The 16,203-nt window shown below is 47.7% G+C and carries 16 protein-coding genes; 8 read left to right on the forward strand and 8 right to left on the reverse strand.

Annotation, left to right across the window (positions count from 1 at the left end):
* Positions 1 to 14: 14 nt before the first annotated feature.
* Entirely contained in the window at positions 15 to 2,171 is a 2,157-nt protein-coding gene (locus tag H615_RS0116175) for an ATP-dependent helicase (protein WP_027956116.1), read from the reverse strand.
* A gap of 100 nt (positions 2,172 to 2,271) precedes the next feature.
* Between H615_RS0116175 and H615_RS0116180 the strand changes: the two genes are divergently transcribed.
* Positions 2,272 to 3,387 carry an NADH:flavin oxidoreductase gene (locus H615_RS0116180; protein WP_027956117.1) on the forward strand — a complete coding sequence of 372 codons (1,116 nt, stop codon included), beginning with the start codon at positions 2,272 to 2,274 and terminating at the stop codon, positions 3,385 to 3,387.
* A gap of 201 nt (positions 3,388 to 3,588) precedes the next feature.
* Here H615_RS0116180 and H615_RS0116185 read toward each other — a convergent pair whose 3' ends face one another.
* Positions 3,589 to 4,317 carry a PAS domain-containing protein gene (locus H615_RS0116185; protein ID WP_027956118.1) on the reverse strand — a complete coding sequence of 243 codons (729 nt, stop codon included), beginning with the start codon at positions 4,315 to 4,317 and terminating at the stop codon, positions 3,589 to 3,591.
* A 96-nt stretch (positions 4,318 to 4,413) separates the two neighbouring features.
* Positions 4,414 to 4,620, reverse strand: a complete 207-nt coding sequence (locus tag H615_RS0116195) for a hypothetical protein (RefSeq protein ID WP_027956119.1) — start codon at positions 4,618 to 4,620, stop codon at positions 4,414 to 4,416.
* Between the two features lie 192 nt (positions 4,621 to 4,812).
* On the opposite strand from H615_RS0116195, the gene H615_RS0116200 reads away from it, so the two are divergent.
* The 4 genes from H615_RS0116200 to H615_RS22845 all read left to right on the forward strand — a co-directional run bounded on the left by H615_RS0116200 (position 4,813) and on the right by H615_RS22845 (position 6,295).
* Positions 4,813 to 5,406, forward strand: a complete 594-nt coding sequence (locus tag H615_RS0116200; protein WP_027956120.1) for a TetR/AcrR family transcriptional regulator — start codon at positions 4,813 to 4,815, stop codon at positions 5,404 to 5,406.
* Position 5,407: 1 nt separating this feature from the next.
* A complete protein-coding gene (locus H615_RS0116205; protein WP_027956121.1) occupies positions 5,408 to 5,752 on the forward strand; it encodes a DMT family transporter in 345 nt (114 codons plus the stop codon).
* A gap of 1 nt (position 5,753) precedes the next feature.
* A complete protein-coding gene (locus H615_RS0116210) occupies positions 5,754 to 6,068 on the forward strand; it encodes a DMT family transporter (RefSeq protein ID WP_027956122.1) in 315 nt (104 codons plus the stop codon).
* Between the two features lie 101 nt (positions 6,069 to 6,169).
* A complete protein-coding gene (locus H615_RS22845) occupies positions 6,170 to 6,295 on the forward strand; it encodes a hypothetical protein (protein WP_277988108.1) in 126 nt (41 codons plus the stop codon).
* A gap of 37 nt (positions 6,296 to 6,332) precedes the next feature.
* On the opposite strand, the gene msrA is transcribed toward H615_RS22845, so the two are convergent.
* The 4 genes from msrA to nadE form a co-directional block, all read right to left on the reverse strand.
* Positions 6,333 to 7,019, reverse strand: a complete 687-nt coding sequence (gene msrA / locus H615_RS0116220) for a peptide-methionine (S)-S-oxide reductase MsrA (protein ID WP_027956123.1) — start codon at positions 7,017 to 7,019, stop codon at positions 6,333 to 6,335.
* 77 nt (positions 7,020 to 7,096) lie between these two features.
* Positions 7,097 to 9,007, reverse strand: coding sequence for an endonuclease MutS2 (locus H615_RS0116225; protein ID WP_027956124.1), 1,911 nt, complete (start codon positions 9,005 to 9,007; stop codon positions 7,097 to 7,099).
* Between the two features lie 359 nt (positions 9,008 to 9,366).
* Positions 9,367 to 9,930, reverse strand: a complete 564-nt coding sequence (locus H615_RS0116230; protein ID WP_027956125.1) for a cysteine hydrolase family protein — start codon at positions 9,928 to 9,930, stop codon at positions 9,367 to 9,369.
* 2 nt (positions 9,931 to 9,932) lie between these two features.
* Positions 9,933 to 10,682, reverse strand: coding sequence for an NAD(+) synthase (gene nadE, locus H615_RS0116235; protein WP_027956126.1), 750 nt, complete (start codon positions 10,680 to 10,682; stop codon positions 9,933 to 9,935).
* 146 nt (positions 10,683 to 10,828) lie between these two features.
* Here nadE and bshB2 point away from each other — a divergent pair, with 146 nt between their 5' ends.
* The gene (gene bshB2, locus H615_RS0116240) at positions 10,829 to 11,515 is read left to right on the forward strand and encodes a bacillithiol biosynthesis deacetylase BshB2 (RefSeq protein ID WP_211225375.1); all 687 of its coding nucleotides are present in this window, start codon (positions 10,829 to 10,831) and stop codon (positions 11,513 to 11,515) included.
* A gap of 164 nt (positions 11,516 to 11,679) precedes the next feature.
* Positions 11,680 to 12,414, forward strand: coding sequence for a FixH family protein (locus tag H615_RS0116245; protein WP_169516217.1), 735 nt, complete (start codon positions 11,680 to 11,682; stop codon positions 12,412 to 12,414).
* 38 nt (positions 12,415 to 12,452) lie between these two features.
* Here the strand turns inward: H615_RS0116245 and typA are convergent, their stop codons facing one another.
* Positions 12,453 to 14,294, reverse strand: a complete 1,842-nt coding sequence (gene typA, locus H615_RS0116250) for a translational GTPase TypA (protein ID WP_027956129.1) — start codon at positions 14,292 to 14,294, stop codon at positions 12,453 to 12,455.
* A 248-nt stretch (positions 14,295 to 14,542) separates the two neighbouring features.
* On the opposite strand from typA, the gene H615_RS21540 reads away from it, so the two are divergent.
* Positions 14,543 to 15,487: an RluA family pseudouridine synthase gene (locus tag H615_RS21540; protein ID WP_035532510.1), complete on the forward strand. Its 945-nt coding sequence runs from the start codon at positions 14,543 to 14,545 to the stop codon at positions 15,485 to 15,487.
* Positions 15,488 to 16,203 lie beyond the last annotated feature (716 nt).

The following is a 16,203-nucleotide window of genomic DNA, read 5'->3' on the forward strand; positions in this document are numbered from 1 at the left end:
ACAGACATCCGTATTCATTGAACTTTTTCCAGTTTTTTAAACATCCGGCTGATCGGCCTTGGTGCCTTCAGGTTATCAAAGAAAACAAGGTACGTATTCTTTTTTTCATCAATGGATTGAATGGTCCCGATTCCGAACACGGGATGGTGGACACGTGTTCCTTTTTCAAACCCTTTTTGAGGAGCTTCTTGTCTTAAATGGTGAGAGGCACGGATATAATCCTCCGCCTCTTCTATAAGGGCTGGATCCAGGTCCCCGACACGTTCATATAAATCTTCTTCCACCTCAAAGATAAAGCGGGACGGATATTTCTTCTGTCCTCCATTTTGAAAGCCCTCCGACTCCGTCATATACAATGCCTTTTCAGCACGGGTGACAGCGACATAGGCAAGTCTCCGCTCTTCTTCAAGCCCACGCTCCTTCCGCTGACGGATGGTCCGCACACTCGGCATGACTCCTTCTGTCATGCCGATCACAAAAACATAAGGGAATTCCAGACCTTTGGCAGTATGGATCGTCATTAGTTTGATCGTATCCATACGCTCTTCTCTGTCGTGATCGGTGTACAAAGAAATCATCTGCAGGTACTCATCCAAATCAATATCTTCTCCAAGCGTCTGTTCATACTGGACGATGGAGTGAAGCAGTTCGGCCAGATTATCCAGACGTTCCTGGTCCCCGTCTTCGCGGCGGTAGGCTTCATAACCCGTCTTCTGCATCGCTTCCTGCAGCAGTTCAGACACGTTCAATTCTTTCTTCCTCTCCTTGAGTTCCTCCATTGCGGCAATGAATGCTTTGGCACCTGTCCGCTGAAGCTGCTCATGATCCTCGTATTTTTTCAAGGTCTCATAATAAGAAAGCCCTTCTGCCTCTGCTTTCTGCCGGATAAAGGCCATCCGTTTTTTACCGATCTGCCTTTTCGGCACATTGATAATTCTTGAAAACGACAAGTCATCTCCTGCAGCGATCATTTTCAGATGAGCGAGAGCGTCCTTGATCTCCATCCGGTCAAAAAACTTAAAGCCGCCGAAAATGGTATATTCCAGATTTTCAGCCATAAGCTCCTGTTCTACGTTACGGGATAAATAACCGGCTCTGTACAGGACAGCTACATCACTGAGACGCGCCTGCTTTTCCTCGACAAGACTTTGAATCTGCTGAACAATCCACTTCGCTTCTTCTCTATCATTTTTCCCGTGGTAATGAACCGCTTTGACTCCAGGCGGGTGAACAGGAAGCATATCCTTATCCACACGGAAGTAGTTATTCTTAATCAACGCATTGCCGAGGGAGAGGATTTCAGGGGTGGAACGGTAATTTTCCTTAAGAAAAACCGTCTGCGCTCCCGGGAAAAATTCTTCGAACTCGACCATATATTTCGGATCCGCCCCGCGCCATTCGTAGATCGTCTGATCGGGGTCCCCTACAACGAACAGGTTCTCATGCTCCTGTGCCAGCATTCGGACAAGTTCAAACTGCTTCAGACTGCTGTCCTGGAATTCATCGACCTGAATGTAATACAGACGGTCCTGCCATTTGGACAGTACGTCCGGATATTGTTCAAAAAGGACAAAGACGAAATTCAGCAGGTCATCGAAATCCAGGCCGTACACCCGCTTTTGTTTTTTCAAATACTGTTGGATGATCTGTCCGTCCAGGTCGCCGGCTTCATCAGCCGCAGGCATGCCGCCACGCATAATCATCTGTTGGACATAATGAGTATTTCCCTTCAATATTCCGATCTTGTCCAGAAGGCGCTTGAAGGTTTTCTCATTCATTTTCAGCTCCATATCTTCAAAAATCTCCCGCAGCAGTGTTTTCTGGTCTTCGACGTCTAAAATGGAGAAATTTTTCGGATAGAAGAGACGATGGATATCCTCTCGGAGCACGCGGACGCAGAAGCCGTGATAAGTCGTAATAAACCCTGTATCCTGTTCGCCCCCGATCAGCCGCTTCACCCTTCTCCTCATTTCATGAGCTGCCTTATTCGTAAAGGTTACAGATAATACATGGGCCGGATCCACGCCCAGTTCATTGACGATAAACGCATAACGGTGCGTAAGCGCTCTGGTTTTCCCCGAACCGGCACCGGCCACGACGCGTATGTATCCTTCCGTAGAAACGACAGCCTCCTGCTGAGCTTCGTTCAATCCTTCCATCAGTTTTTCCATAGTGATTCACCTTCCAAGAACATTTGTTTGTATTATAGCACACTGAATCGGTTTGAAGCCTCAGTGGAACGGATATGGACCTGTGGAAGGAGAGGAAATTATGACCAGCGATATCACCCCTTTATTTGAAGAAAAGATCGTTCAGGACAACCGCTTTAAAAACCGCTATGTGGTCGCACCGATGACAAGAGTCAGCGCGGCCAATAACGGGACAGCCAATGAGCGGATGAAGCAGTATTATGAGCGCTATGCCAAAGGCGGATTCGGAGCTGTCATCAGCGAAGGCATCTACCCGGACCGTACCTACTCCCAGGGATACTCAAACCAGCCGGGGCTTGCCGACGAGCAGCACCGGGACGCCTGGAAGCCAATCGTCCGGGGCGTTCATCAGCACGGTTCCCTGTTCATTGCTCAAATCATGCACGCAGGTGCCCAGTCACAGGGAAACGCCTACACGAACCAAACCATCGCCCCTTCAGCTGTGGCCCCAAAAAATGACCAGCTGCCTTTTTACGGTGGGAAAGGTCCGTTCCCTACCCCAAAAGCAGCCACTCATGAGGAACTGGAAGAAATCAAGCAGTCCTTCGCACGGTCTGCACGACTGGCCAAGGAAGCAGGGTTTGACGGCGTGGAGCTCCACGGAGCCAATGGTTACCTGCTGGATCAGTTCATCACCGATTATTTCAACCAGAGAGAAGATCAGTACGGAGGAACAACCACCAACCGGATGCGGTATATTCTTGAAGTCATCAAGGAAGTCAGACGGGAAGTCGGCCACGATTATCTTCTCGGCATTCGGATTTCTCAGGGGAAAGCTTCCGATGGCGAACACCGCTGGGCTCTTGGTGAAACAGATGCCAAAACCATCTTCGGTGAGCTCGGTGATTCTCCGATCGATTTTATCCATGTAACAGATAAAGATGGAACAGCCTCCAGCTTCGGAGAGGGGTCCCTTTCCATGGCTGCTGCTGCCAAGACGTTCAGTGGTCTTCCTGTCATTGCCAACGGCGGCCTTCATGAAACAGACAAAGCCACGCAGCTGTTGAGCAGCGATGAGGCTGATTTTATCAGTCTCGGTACAGCAGCGCTCCAGAATCCGGATGCGCCGAACCGCATCCGTAACAGTCAGCACCTGGAACCTTTTGATTTCTCATCCATTATGCTGCCACAGGCGGAAATTAAGGATCACGAACTGAAAAAAGAAGTACGGAGATGAAAAAGAGGCGCCAGTCTTATGCGCCTCAGCTTGTAGAGAAACTCCTGTTTCTCTACAAGCTTTTTTCTTTCCGCCAGGATGGGAATGACTGCTCTCACCGCAGCAGGTATTCTCCTATCTGTGGGACGTATTGTCCACATCAAACTGGATTAGTGCTGCTAGCGTACAAATACTTTCAAGAACCCTAAGAACCCCACTTCCTTACTTCCGCTTATTCAAAAAGTAGTCTGCAGCTTGAGGAAGGTTTTTGAACGTCCGCACACCGGACAGACTGATACGGTTCTGTGTGAACTGCATCACCACCTGCGGACGCATTCCGGCAAGAACCACTTCAATGCCAAGCAGCTGGAGGCTGACGATCAAATCTCTAAGCAGGTGCACCCATTCATCTTCAACTGACACGATACCAGAAAATTGAACAGCCAGACGGTCGATCCGCTGGTTTTGACAAAGCTCCGGCACACGTGTCAGGAGGACCCCCTTCTGCTCTTCCCTGAGGATCGGCTGCAGGGGAAGCAGGGCAAAGCCATCAGCCACTTTTACGACGTTCGCCGTCATTTCCTCAATGATGTGGATCAGCTGTTTTTCCCTGTAATAGGATTGGGTTCTGTCAAAAATCCTCGTTAGATTGTAGCCCTTCCCTTCATATGTAAATGGTCTGGTATGAACCTTGAATACATACTCTTCCCCCTGCCACTGCATCGGATAATCATCTATAATCAACGGCCTTTGTTCTTTCGTTGAATTTGTCACTACCCGCCTCTCCGGATCGATATCCGGAAAGAGTGTGTGAAGGGACTCCCCCGTTACTTGATTTCCCTGAAGACCAAACAATTCAATAAATGCCGGATTGACATAGGTAATGATATACTGGTCATCAGAAATCAATACCCCTTCATCCAGAAGATCCATGGCCGCCTGTAAAATCATACATAAGCCTCCTCCGTATAATTGGCTGGGATGGACGGTTTTAAAACAAAAAAGTGCGCCATCAGGTTCTGTTTGAACAATGATGACGCACTCTTTTTATGCTTTTTCCATTTTGTCAGGCGTAGATATGATAGCAACATGCTTTAAGTTTCCTATAGTATCAAATTCGATTTCCAGGCAGTCTCCCGGTTTCACAAAACCGATCAGTCGTTCTTTCAACACGTACAATTCATTCTGAAACTCTGAATCCTCTACAAGGATTGCGTATGAACCTTCGTATCGATCGAGTCTGTACTGATTCACCCACTCAAACCCTTTCTACTTGGAATTCTCTATAGAGACATTCCTTTACTGTCTTCTGTCTCTTTTGAATTATTATTCCCTCTGCACCCTGTGACTAAACATGTCGAAATCACGGTGAACTGGACTGAAGAATCCAAACGTGGTAAACTTAATACTAACGACCGTTAGTTTGTATATGAAAAGGATGATTGGATGACAAAAGAAACAATCAGGCAGGAAAGCTTACGCCTTTTTGCCAGACATGGCTATGAGAATACGTCGTTGACGATGATCGCCGATGCTGTCGGGATTAAGAAACCGTCTCTTTATAATCACTTTGACAATAAAGATGCCATTTTCCTCGATGTGCTTTATCACGTCGGAGACTTGGAAAAGGAACGCATCATGCAGCAAGCTCCACAACTGAAGGGAATAACGGTGAAAGAGCAGCTTCACCAGTTTTACCGGTTTTATTTAGAACGTATGGCCCATTCCACAGAAGGGCTTTTTTTTAAGCGTGTCACCTTCTTCCCACCTGAAAAGTTTACGGCTGAAATCAAAGAGGTATTCCTTATGGTGGAAGATCAAATGACCGCTGTTATTCAGCCGATCATGGAAAAAGGAATAGCGGAGAAGAAAATCCGCCCTCTTTCTACAGATACGCTGACTTCTGCTTTTTATACGTTAATTGACGGTCTGTTCTTGGAAGAAAACTACTATGATCAGGATGTATTCGAGCAGCGCCAGCTCAGCAGCTGGGAAATTTTCTGGCTCGGCATCCAGACACAACATCAGGAGGGGTCGTAAAATGCCATGGGTCTATTTGTTTGTCGGCGCCTTGTTTGAGATTGCCTGGGCGGTCGGCTTGAAACTGTCCGAGGGCTTTACCGAGCCTCTATACTCCACCATCACCGTCGTCTGTATCATCATCAGCTTCGCTTTGTTTACGATGGCATTAAAAAGTCTGGATGTAGGCACAGGCTACGCCATTTTCACCGGGGTGGGGGCTGTGGGAACAGCGCTGGTCGGTATGATTTTTCTCGGCGATGCCGGTGGGATCGGGAAGATATTCTTTATCGTTCTGTTGATTACGGGTATTATCGGATTGAAAATGACAGATTCCGCTTCATCAAGTCAGGCACAGGAGGGATAACATGGCTTGGATTTTCTTACTTCTCGCCGGAACAGGGGAAATGACTTCCATGTTCTTTTTAAAATTGTCAGATGGCTTTAAAAAGAAGCTGCCGACACTGGGTGCCGCCATTGCGATGAGCGGCAGTCTCTACTTCCTCTCCTTGTCCTTGAATCACCTGCCGATTGGAACGGCTTATGCGATCTGGACAGGAATCGGATCGGCAGGAACCGTCCTGCTGGGCATCCTCTTTTTTAATGAGAAAGCAACACCGAAACGGATGTTGTTTATTGCCTGTATTCTTACTGGTATCATCGGTTTGAAATTGGTTTCATAATATCCATCAGAACCTTGTGTTCTTATCAAAGAATGCTTACAATAAAAGGAGCAGGATACTGCAGTACGTCGAGATTTCTGCAGTGATGGAGGAATAGGAAGATGCGTAGAGTGTTAATGGCGGTATTAGTAATCATTGTGCTTGGTTTCAGTTATGTAGGATACACCAATATAGATCCTGAAGTAGATGCCAATCGTGAGATTCCTCAGGAAACGAAGCAATATTAAAAAGCCTTTCCGCTTTGAAGCGGAAAGGCTTTTATTTTTATTTTGTTGGAAGATCCACGTTCAGATCTTCTCCCCACGTTTCTTCAAGGTACTGGTCGCGCCCGGAATTCCCTCGGTAGTAGTCATAGCGGAGCTTGTTTTTCTTGTAATAATCCTGATGATATTCCTCCGCCCGGTAAAACGTCTCTGCTTCAACAATCGGTGTTACGATATCCTGATCGAAGCGGCCGGACTGTTCGAGTTCTCTGCGTGACTGTTCTGCCGCCTGTCTCTGCTCATCATTAAGATAAAACACCGCTGTCGTATATTGATAGCCACGGTCTACAAACTGACCTTCATCATCCGTCGGGTTGATCTGCCTCCAGAAAACATCAAGGATCTGCGCATAGGAAATCACATCAGGGTCGAAATAAACTTGCACCGCTTCAATGTGGCCGGTCCCCCCGGCAGACACTTCTTCATAAGTCGGATTTTCCACGTCTCCTCCTGTATATCCGGAGACGACACTGTGGACGCCCTTCAATTTTTCAAACGGTGGCTCCATACACCAGAAACATCCTCCAGCCAGCACAGCTGTTTCGTACCCTTCCGGAATTTCTGATGCAGCCACTTCCTCACTCTCATAATTCCGCTCTGTTACATAGGAGTAAATCTCAGGGACAGCAAATGCTGCGCCTATAAGCAGAACGATGATGCCGGCCGTCCATATCCTTTTTCTCTTCACACAGAGGCCTCCCTTGTTGTGTTGAATTTCTTTAAGCATACCACGGAATAAAAATTCCAGACAGAATTCTGCTGTCTTTACTCTTCGTCCTCCAGGGTGAGTCCCTCCACATACTTGCGGTTCATCATCTTGTCGATTTTCCTGTACTCCTTCGACTTGAAGATGATATCAAAATCGTAGTCTTCCGGGTAAAGCTCTTCAGCCGGGATATGGAGCTTCAACCGTTTATGATTGTACGTCTTTTTCTCCCCCTTCACTTGAACTACATAATTGCCTCTTGCATCCGGGCCTGTGTAGACGATACCGGCTGCATCTGAATCAGGGACCTGCACATTATCACCCATCTTGAAAGAAGGCGGCTGCTTGCTGTCGTTACGCTTCCGGTTCTTCTTATACCGGTTGACGGTCACCTGACTGGCATAAGAGGAATGTTTGCGCTGTTCTTCCTCCAGCTTATAGGATGCCTCTTCCTTGTAGGTGATCCGATGAGCGTGGTTAAGAATATCTGGATGCAGTCCGAGCTTATAAGCGATGTCGAACGCCTGGCTCTCTCCAGCTGTACCCGTCTGCAGCTGATACGTCGGCTTCAACGTTTCCAGATCAAAAGCCATCGCACCGTTGATGAACCCAGCCTTTTCCTTCGCATAAGCCTTCATTTCACTATAATGAGTCGTAGCCAGAATATCCGATCCTTTGGCAGCCAGCTGATCCAGGATGGCTGTTGCAAGCCCCATTCCCTCTCCAGGTTCTGTACCGGATCCTATTTCGTCTAATAACAACAACGAATGGTCGTTCGCTTTTTGTAAAATGTCAATCAAATTCGTCAAACGTGAGCTGAACGTACTCAAATTCTCTTCAATGCTCTGACCATCCCCAATGTCCACATAAATCGACTGGTATAACGGAAGAAGACTTCCCGGCTCTGCGGGAATGTGAAGTCCTGTCTGGGCCATCAGGCAGAACAAGCCGACGGTTTTCAATGTAACCGTCTTCCCGCCGGTATTGGGTCCCGTAATAAGAAGCGCCTGTTCTCCTTCATTCATGTGAAGGGTCAAGGGCACCGCCTTCTCCCCAAGCATCGGATGTCTGCCCTGATTGATTTTTAACTCGTGATCAGTAAATACCGGTGTATGAGCACCCGTCAGACGGCTGTATTTGGCCTTGGCGAATAAAACATCATACTGATGCATCGTCTCGACAGCTATGGAGAGATCCTGCTCATGCTCCAGCACCGCTCCAGTCAACGTATATAAAATTTGTTCGACTTCCTGCTCCTCACTGAACGTCAATAGCTGCCGTTCTTCCTGAAGACGGGTCACTTCTTCCGGTTCAACAAAAAGAGTGGCTCCAGACGCCGATTGATCGAGCACGGTTCCCTTCATTTTTGAGCGCTGCTCCCTTTTCACCGGCAGTGTCCACCGGCCGCCTTTATCCATGGGACGTGCCTCCTGCATGATGGACGCATACTTTTTAGCCAAGCTGTTCATTCGTTCCTTGATTTCCTCTGTTTTCTTCTCTCTTTTCCTCCTGATCTTTGCGAGCTCCTTTGAAGCATGATCGTCGACCCGCGCATGGCGTATCGCTGAAGCAATATCTTCTTCAAGACTGGTCAGCTCTGTCATGGATTCCGCATAAAAAGCAATCCTCGGAGCGATCAGCTGCTGCCCCTTCATAAACCGCTTCAGTTTCGTACAATGATCCAGGAAAGAAAGAAGAACCATCAACTGTCTCGGTTGAAGGTAGAGGCCTTTCTTCCCCTGCTCAAGCATCCCCTGAATGTCAGTGAGCGTATGGAGCGGAACACGGCTCTGGGTGGCAAGGATGGCTTTGGCTTCCTCTACTTCCTCATGCATCCGTTCCAATCGTCTTTGATCTTGAATCGGTCTTGACTCAATAATGGTCTGTTTTCCCAGTTCTGTATGGGCATGCTCAGCTGTACGGTTCAAAATTTCATGATATTCCAATACTTGAAAAGTTTGTTCGTTCAATGTGAATCCTCCTATATTTATCCATATAAAAAAGCCTGCGGCAAGCTGAATAAGCTCATCGCGGACTTTTGTGTGAACGTCGTCTGTTCCACGGGATACAAAAAAGCTGTGACTGAAAAGCAGCCACAGCTTCAAAGACGTATCTGTCCAGGCTATGCTTATGCTTGTTCTTAACTGTTCCTAAAAAGGCGGCACTTAAATAAGCATGCAACCGTGCATACTTTTTACACCTGATTAGAAACGTATCCAGTTCATGGATTAGTTAAGAACAACCACACTCATACATCATTCTCCTCTTTTATAAGGATCGTTCTGCGTGGAACAGACGATTCATCTCCTTCAATATAGGAGATTCACGGTCATTTGTCAACGAAAAAAACATCCTCCAGTTTACGCTCGGATGTCGGGGCGGTTTCTGCTCCCAGCGATCTACGGATGATTTTCATCGCATTTTCGTTACCATCACGCGATTCCGAGGCTGAGAGATTCGAAGGAACCCACAGCTCATAATCCCTCATATACGCATCGTTCGCTGTAAACAGAACACAAATGTCTCCGGCGACTCCTGATAAAATCAACCGGCTCACATCAAGCTGATTCAAAAGAATTTCCAACTGCGTCCCGAAAAAACCAGAATGCTTCGGCTTTATGATGAAGAAATCATCCTCCTCCGGTTGAGTGAGCTCCACCAGCGGCTCTCCCCGGGACTTCCGGCATGTATCAATGATGTCGGAGGCGTTGTCCTGCCATAGTCCGAAGTTGTCATTCACATAGATGACAGGAATCCCCTGCTCCTTCATTTCTTGTTTAAAGCCCTGCAGATCTTCGGCCGCAGGAAGAGCATACTCCAACAGATCCTTTCCTCCGTCAAAATCCAGCGTATTCATCATATCAATAATAAGAAGGGCGGTTGACGATTTCATGTTTAATCTCCCCGGTATTCTTCCGGCCCTGCAGGAATCTGCCGCTTATGGGCCGTCTGTTCATGTCTGTCTTTCAGTTTTTTCTCATCTTCGGGATTGATTTTCTCTCCGCGCAGGTAGGCGTCAATCGTATCGTAGGACATGCCAAGCTCATCTTCGTCCGTCTGCCCTTCCCATAATTCTGCACTAGGTTTTTTCTCAATGATGGAGGAAGGGACATCCAGCGCTCCCGCCATTTCCCGGACTTCTTCTTTTCTCAGGTTAATTAACGGTACGAGATCAACGCCTCCATCCCCATACTTGGTAAAGTAGCCCGTATAATCCTCTGCGGCATTATCCGTTCCAACAACAAGATAATTGTAGTTGTTTCCAACAGCATAAAGTGTACTCATGCGGAGGCGCGCCTTCAGGTTTGCTCCACCCAGCTGCGATTTATCATCCTTCCAGTCCCCTTTTTCCTCAATCTGTCCTTTCACTGCCTTATACGTCGTTTCATAAGCGTCCGTTAGATTGATGCCGATGTAATCAAGATCCGCGCCTTCTACAACGGCAAGCGCATCCGTCTGTTCCTCCATCTTTTTGTTAATAGGCAGCAGGACACCAAGCGACTGATCAGGGAAGGCTTTTTTGACAAGATAGGAAACGACAGCTGAATCAATGCCGCCGCTGATCCCGACAAGGGCTCCATCCGCCCCGGCTTCCTCGACTTTATCCTGCAGCCACCGGACTAAATAGTCAATACGTTCTTCCATCATAAAAACTCCCTTCCAAATTTCGTCTAATCCTCTTCTTCCTTTTACTTCCTTTTTATAAACCTGCCCTATAAACAAATGGCTTTTCATTTTTAAAAAAGTAGGCAATAATGGAGACTAGTGATCCTCTTCAAGGAGTGAAAGATATGATACAAAATGAACAACACGTACTCGTGATCTTCCCCCACCCGGATGATGAAGCATTCGGTGTGTCCGGAACGATCTCCACTTATATAAATCAGGGCACGCCGTTAACCTACGCCTGCCTGACACTTGGGGAAATGGGAAGAAACCTCGGCCGCCCCACGTTCGCCACGAGGGAATCGCTGCCTGACATCCGGCGCAGAGAGCTTGTCAAAGCTGCCGAAGCTATGGGCATCGAAGATCTCCGTATGATGGGGCTCCGGGATAAAACTCTGGAATTCGAAGACGATACAGAAATGAAAAACATGGTAAGCCAGCTCATCGACGAGTTGAACCCATCCCTTGTCATCAGTTTTTATCCAGGCTATGCCGTCCATCCCGACCATGAAGCGACAGCGCGCGCCGTCGTCCGGGCGCTGCGTGACATCGATGAAGACAAACGCCCGAAGTTCCATGCTGTTGCCTTTGCCAATGATACTGAGGAAAACCTGGGGAGTCCGGACGTGATTAACGACATCCGCGGTGTCCAGGAACAGAAAATGAATGCCATGCGCGCCCATATCTCCCAGACAGCTGCTATGCTGGAAATGCTTGAAGAAGGCATCAAGGTCAACGATCCGGAAGCTCTTAAATGGGTGACCGAAGAGAAATTTTATACGTATGACTGGTCCAGCGATCAGGTCACCTAAAACACAACAGTCCTGCTCCATTGAGCAGGACTTTTTTTGTAGTTCCAACGATCCAAATCATTCTTGCCCTGGCAAATTTTCACCGGTCTGTCTAAATTCAGGACTCCATGACCATGATGGAAATGATATTCTATAAAAAGGGTCAACATAAAGGAGATGATTTTTTGAAGAACGCAGCCATTTTAGTGACAGCCCTTATACTTACGATTTTTATAACTGCCTGTGCTGATTCCGAAAACAGCGGAAGTGAAGACCAGGCCCCTCCCATACCTGAAGTTGAAGTGCTGCTCGAACAGCAGCCCTATCCAGTCAATGAACCCGTCGACATCCGCGCAGAAGTGACGCAGGGAGAGGAACCTGTCACTGATGCTTCTTATGTTAAGTTTGAAATCTGGAATACAGAGGAAGGACAGGATAACTCGGTAACGAAAGAAGCCGAACATACAGAAGACGGCATTTACGAGCTGTCCTATACGTTTGAACAGGATGGCTCCTACCAGGTGATTGCTCATACGCAAGTCGATGATCTGCATACGATGCCCCAAAAAGAAGTACAAGTCGGACATGGACAAGAGGGACAGGCCATGGATATGGAATCCAGCAAGTTTATGGTTCATTTGATGACAGAAGAAACATTCGCTGCCGGAAATGAATCCATGCTTACGGCCCATATCAATCATATGGAGGAACCGTTCACAGAAGGTAAGGTGAAATACCTCATTACACCTGAAGCAGGTGGTGATGAAACCGAAGTCACGGCTGAAGAAAAACAGCCGGGGGAATACCAAGGGTCCTACACGTTCGAGGAAGCAGGGAACTATACAGTTACCGTCGTTTATGAACAGGAAGAGAAAGACCTCCAAGGTAAAAAACAGCAGACCATAGAAGTGATCGAATAAAAAAAGGACCACCGGGCAGCCCGGTGGTCCTTTCATTATTATACGTCCGTATTTTGAAGCTTTTTCTTCTTCGCCATTTTTTCGCGCTCGTTCTTGTTCAAGAATTTCTTACGAAGACGAACGTTCTCTGGAGTAACCTCACAGTATTCGTCATCATCAAGATACTCAATCGCTTCTTCGAGCGTCATTTGACGGGTTTTCTTGATTGTATTCGTCGTGTCTTTGTTCGCAGAACGAATGTTGGTCAAGTGTTTTTCTTTCGTGATGTTGACCGTCAAGTCGTTCTCACGGTTGTGCTCTCCGACAATCATACCTTCGTACACTTCTGTACCCGGTTCCACGAAGATGGTACCGCGGTCCTCAAGGTTCATGATGCCGTACGTGGAAGCTTTCCCTTTATCAAGAGACACAAGGACACCTTCACGACGTCCGCCGACCTGGCCTTTTACAAGGGGCGCATAGCCATCAAAAGTATGGTTCAAAATTCCATATCCGCGTGTCTGCGTCATGAATTCTGTCGCATAACCAATAAGACCACGAGATGGTACAAGGAACTCAAGACGTACTTGTCCATTACCATCATTGACCATGTCCTGCATTTCACCTTTACGGTAACCAATGGATTCCATAACGGCACCCTGGTACTCTTCCGGTGTATCGATTTGAACGCGCTCGACAGGCTCACAAGTCTGACCGTCGATTTCCTTCAGAATTACCTTAGGCTTGGAAAGCTGAAGCTCATAGCCTTCCCGACGCATATTTTCCACCAGGATGGAAAGGTGAAGTTCACCACGTCCAGATACTGTAAAGGCATCTGGGGAATCTGTAGGGTCGACACGCAGGCTGACATCTGTTTCCAGCTGTGTCATCAAACGCTCTTCAATTTGACGGGATGTTACATATTTACCTTCACGACCGGCAAAAGGACTGTTATTGACAAGGAATGTCATCTGCAGAGTCGGTTCATCGATACGAGGGATTTCCATCGCATCCTGATGTTCCGGCAGACAGACCGTTTCTCCGACGTTAATATCTTCAAGGCCGGAAAGGGCGATGATGTCACCCGCTTTGGCTTCTTCGATTTCGACACGCTTCAAGCCTATGAAACCGAATAGTTTGGAAATACGGAAGTTCTTCACTGAACCGTCCTTCTTCATCAAGGAAACCTGCTGACCGACTTTAATTTGACCATTGAAGACACGTCCGACACCAATACGGCCGAGGTAGTCGTTATAGTCAAGCAGAGTCACCTGGAATTGAAGCGGATCATCTTTCGTATCGTGCGGAGCAGGGATGTTGTTCATGATCAGCTTAAAGATCGGATCCATCGTTTCCTGCTGGTCTTCAGGCTCATCGCCGGATGTACCGTTAAGAGCAGACGCATAAACGACTGGGAATTCAAGCTGTTCGTCATCAGCTCCAAGCTCGATGAACAGATCCAGTACTTCATCGACGACTTCGTCAGGGCGGGCGTTCGGACGGTCGATTTTGTTAAGAACAACGACTGGTGTCAGTTTCTGTTCCAGCGCTTTTTTCAAAACAAATCGAGTTTGCGGCATACAGCCTTCGTACGCATCGACAACGAGAAGAACGCCGTCTACCATTTTAAGGATACGTTCTACTTCTCCACCAAAGTCGGCGTGACCTGGTGTATCTAAAATATTAATACGGGCATCGTTATAATTGATCGCGGTGTTCTTAGCAAGAATCGTAATGCCGCGTTCTTTTTCCAAATCGTTAGAGTCCATAGCGCGCTCATCGACATGCTCGTTATCGCGGAAAGTTCCGGAATAGTGAAGCATCTGGTCAACCAGCGTTGTTTTACCGTGGTCAACGTGTGCGATGATGGCTATATTACGAATATCATCTCTGTGTTGCATGAAGCACACACCTCTTTCGTATCGCAAATATTATTCAACCGTTCTATTATAACACAACTGCTTTAGGATCGATACCAGATTTACTTAGAGTTAACGATAGACAGCTGTCTGGTTTTGCACCTTCCCGGCAGAATCACTTCTATTCCCCATTGCACCACAGATATGGAAACAAGTAAAATAAAATCAATTGGTCCAGGTTCCTTCGAAAAAGAACCGGATACACAGCAGCCAGAAATTAGGTGTCCATCATGAGAACAAGCCGGGACGGGGAATGGCTCAACGTCATCATCCCCTGTAAATGGGACGGTTTAACAATCGAAAAAATCCTGACAAAACAATGGCATGTGCCGAGGAAACTGATGCATCGCTTCCGTACCCAGAATGAGGTGATGCTGAACAACACCTTTCCTCATTACAAAACAACGAACGTCCACTCCGGGGATCACCTCCGCCTCCGGCTTTTCGGACCGGAGCCCTTAGAGGTAACTCCGTCGTTCATGTCCATCGACCCCGTTTTTGAGGATGATCATCTGCTTGTCATCAATAAACCGGCCGGTGTGTTCACGCACCCGAACCGGCCGGATGAACACGATACCCTTGTCAACGGAGCCGCCGGATATTTCCAAAGGCAAGGTATACCCTCTACTCCGAAGTATGTCCACCGGCTCGACCGGGATACATCCGGAGCCATATTATTTGCCAAGCATGCACTGGCTACAGCGATGCTCGGAAAAGAAATCCAGGAAAGGAAGATCAAACGCTCCTACCTGGCCTGGGTTCACGGCAGACTTCTTCCGGAGCAGGGGACGATCATTAAACCGATCGGCAAAGATCCGGAACATACCGTAAAACGAATGGTCTCTGAGGACGGCCGGTATGCAGAGACGCATTACACCTTGTTAAGCTATGATGCCGTCCATGACAGCTCTCTTATCATGCTGCAGCTAGAAACGGGGCGCACCCATCAAATCCGTGTGCACTTGAGCTCGATCGGATATCCATTGATCGGGGATACGCTGTACGGGGGAAAAGGAAATATCCATTATAAACAGGCTCTTCATGCGGCCAGACTGACGTTCGTTCATCCTTTTACTGAAGAAATGATTCATTGTTATGCACCGCCCGCCCCATCGTCAACGTTATTTACCGATGCTCATATCGATTTACTGAAACAGATAAAAAACCGCTCCTGATCCCAGGAGCGGTTTCATCTTGTAGAGTACAAGCTTTTTTCTTTCTTACCGCCAGCAGCGAAAGCCCCTTCCCTTTCCGCGGACGAGCGCCCGAGCTTCCTCGCAAAACCCACGCTCGGTGATCTCGGCCCACTCGTTCTTCCGCAGGAGTGGAAGGGGCACCGCTCCTTGGGCGTTCTTTAAAATTGAAAAAGACTCTCCTTCACTTAGCTCACCCTTGCTGGATGGAGGACAATCTTTTTCATATTCCGGCAGGCAGCCGTCATCAGCGCCTGTTCTTTCTCTTTTTCTTTTCCACGCAAGCGGCCATAGTGCAGTCCGTGCCGTTCTTTTGAATCTGCGAACCTGCTTAGTGCACAATCTCTCTCCTCTATATTCTAACATCTGCACGAGGAGCGTTCGGAGGTGATGCCTGCGGGAACAGCACGGGCCGAAGATCCACTTGGGCAGGCGACCTTCCTGACCAAGTCAGCTGAGGGCGTGCCCGCGGCATTCATCCACCAACAAGCGGAATGTGACCCTTTACACGACAAATGAAAAACTCTAACTGGTTACCACAGACTTTTTCTACAGCCAAAAACCGCTCCTGATTCCAGGAGCGGTTTTTTCCTCAACAAAGTTCCCGATTATTCCTTCTTCCGTGGATGAACATCCAGTCATTCATTCTTTCATCCACCTCGGGTAGAGGCGGAGGCACGAGAAGCTTATCGGTGGTA

This window comes from Halobacillus kuroshimensis DSM 18393, assembly GCF_000425705.1.
GTDB classification, from domain to species: Bacteria; Bacillota; Bacilli; order Bacillales; family Halobacillaceae; genus Halobacillus; species Halobacillus kuroshimensis.

Excerpts from the sequence above, each read along its gene's own strand:
- H615_RS0116205 (WP_027956121.1), top strand. The coding sequence starts at position 5,408 with ATGCCATGGGTCTATTTGTTTGTCGGCGCCTTGTTTGAGATTGCCTGG.
- H615_RS0116230 (WP_027956125.1), bottom strand. The coding sequence starts at position 9,930 with ATGAAATCGTCAACCGCCCTTCTTATTATTGATATGATGAATACGCTG.
- H615_RS21540 (WP_035532510.1), top strand. The coding sequence starts at position 14,543 with ATGAGAACAAGCCGGGACGGGGAATGGCTCAACGTCATCATCCCCTGT.
- H615_RS22845 (WP_277988108.1), top strand. The coding sequence starts at position 6,170 with ATGCGTAGAGTGTTAATGGCGGTATTAGTAATCATTGTGCTTGGTTTC.
- bshB2 (WP_211225375.1), top strand. The coding sequence starts at position 10,829 with ATGATACAAAATGAACAACACGTACTCGTGATCTTCCCCCACCCGGAT.
- H615_RS0116185 (WP_027956118.1), bottom strand. The coding sequence starts at position 4,317 with ATGATTTTACAGGCGGCCATGGATCTTCTGGATGAAGGGGTATTGATT.
- H615_RS0116200 (WP_027956120.1), top strand. The coding sequence starts at position 4,813 with ATGACAAAAGAAACAATCAGGCAGGAAAGCTTACGCCTTTTTGCCAGA.
- nadE (WP_027956126.1), bottom strand. The coding sequence starts at position 10,682 with ATGGAAGAACGTATTGACTATTTAGTCCGGTGGCTGCAGGATAAAGTC.
- H615_RS0116175 (WP_027956116.1), bottom strand. The coding sequence starts at position 2,171 with ATGGAAAAACTGATGGAAGGATTGAACGAAGCTCAGCAGGAGGCTGTC.
- H615_RS0116210 (WP_027956122.1), top strand. The coding sequence starts at position 5,754 with ATGGCTTGGATTTTCTTACTTCTCGCCGGAACAGGGGAAATGACTTCC.
- H615_RS0116180 (WP_027956117.1), top strand. The coding sequence starts at position 2,272 with ATGACCAGCGATATCACCCCTTTATTTGAAGAAAAGATCGTTCAGGAC.
- typA (WP_027956129.1), bottom strand. The coding sequence starts at position 14,294 with ATGCAACACAGAGATGATATTCGTAATATAGCCATCATCGCACACGTT.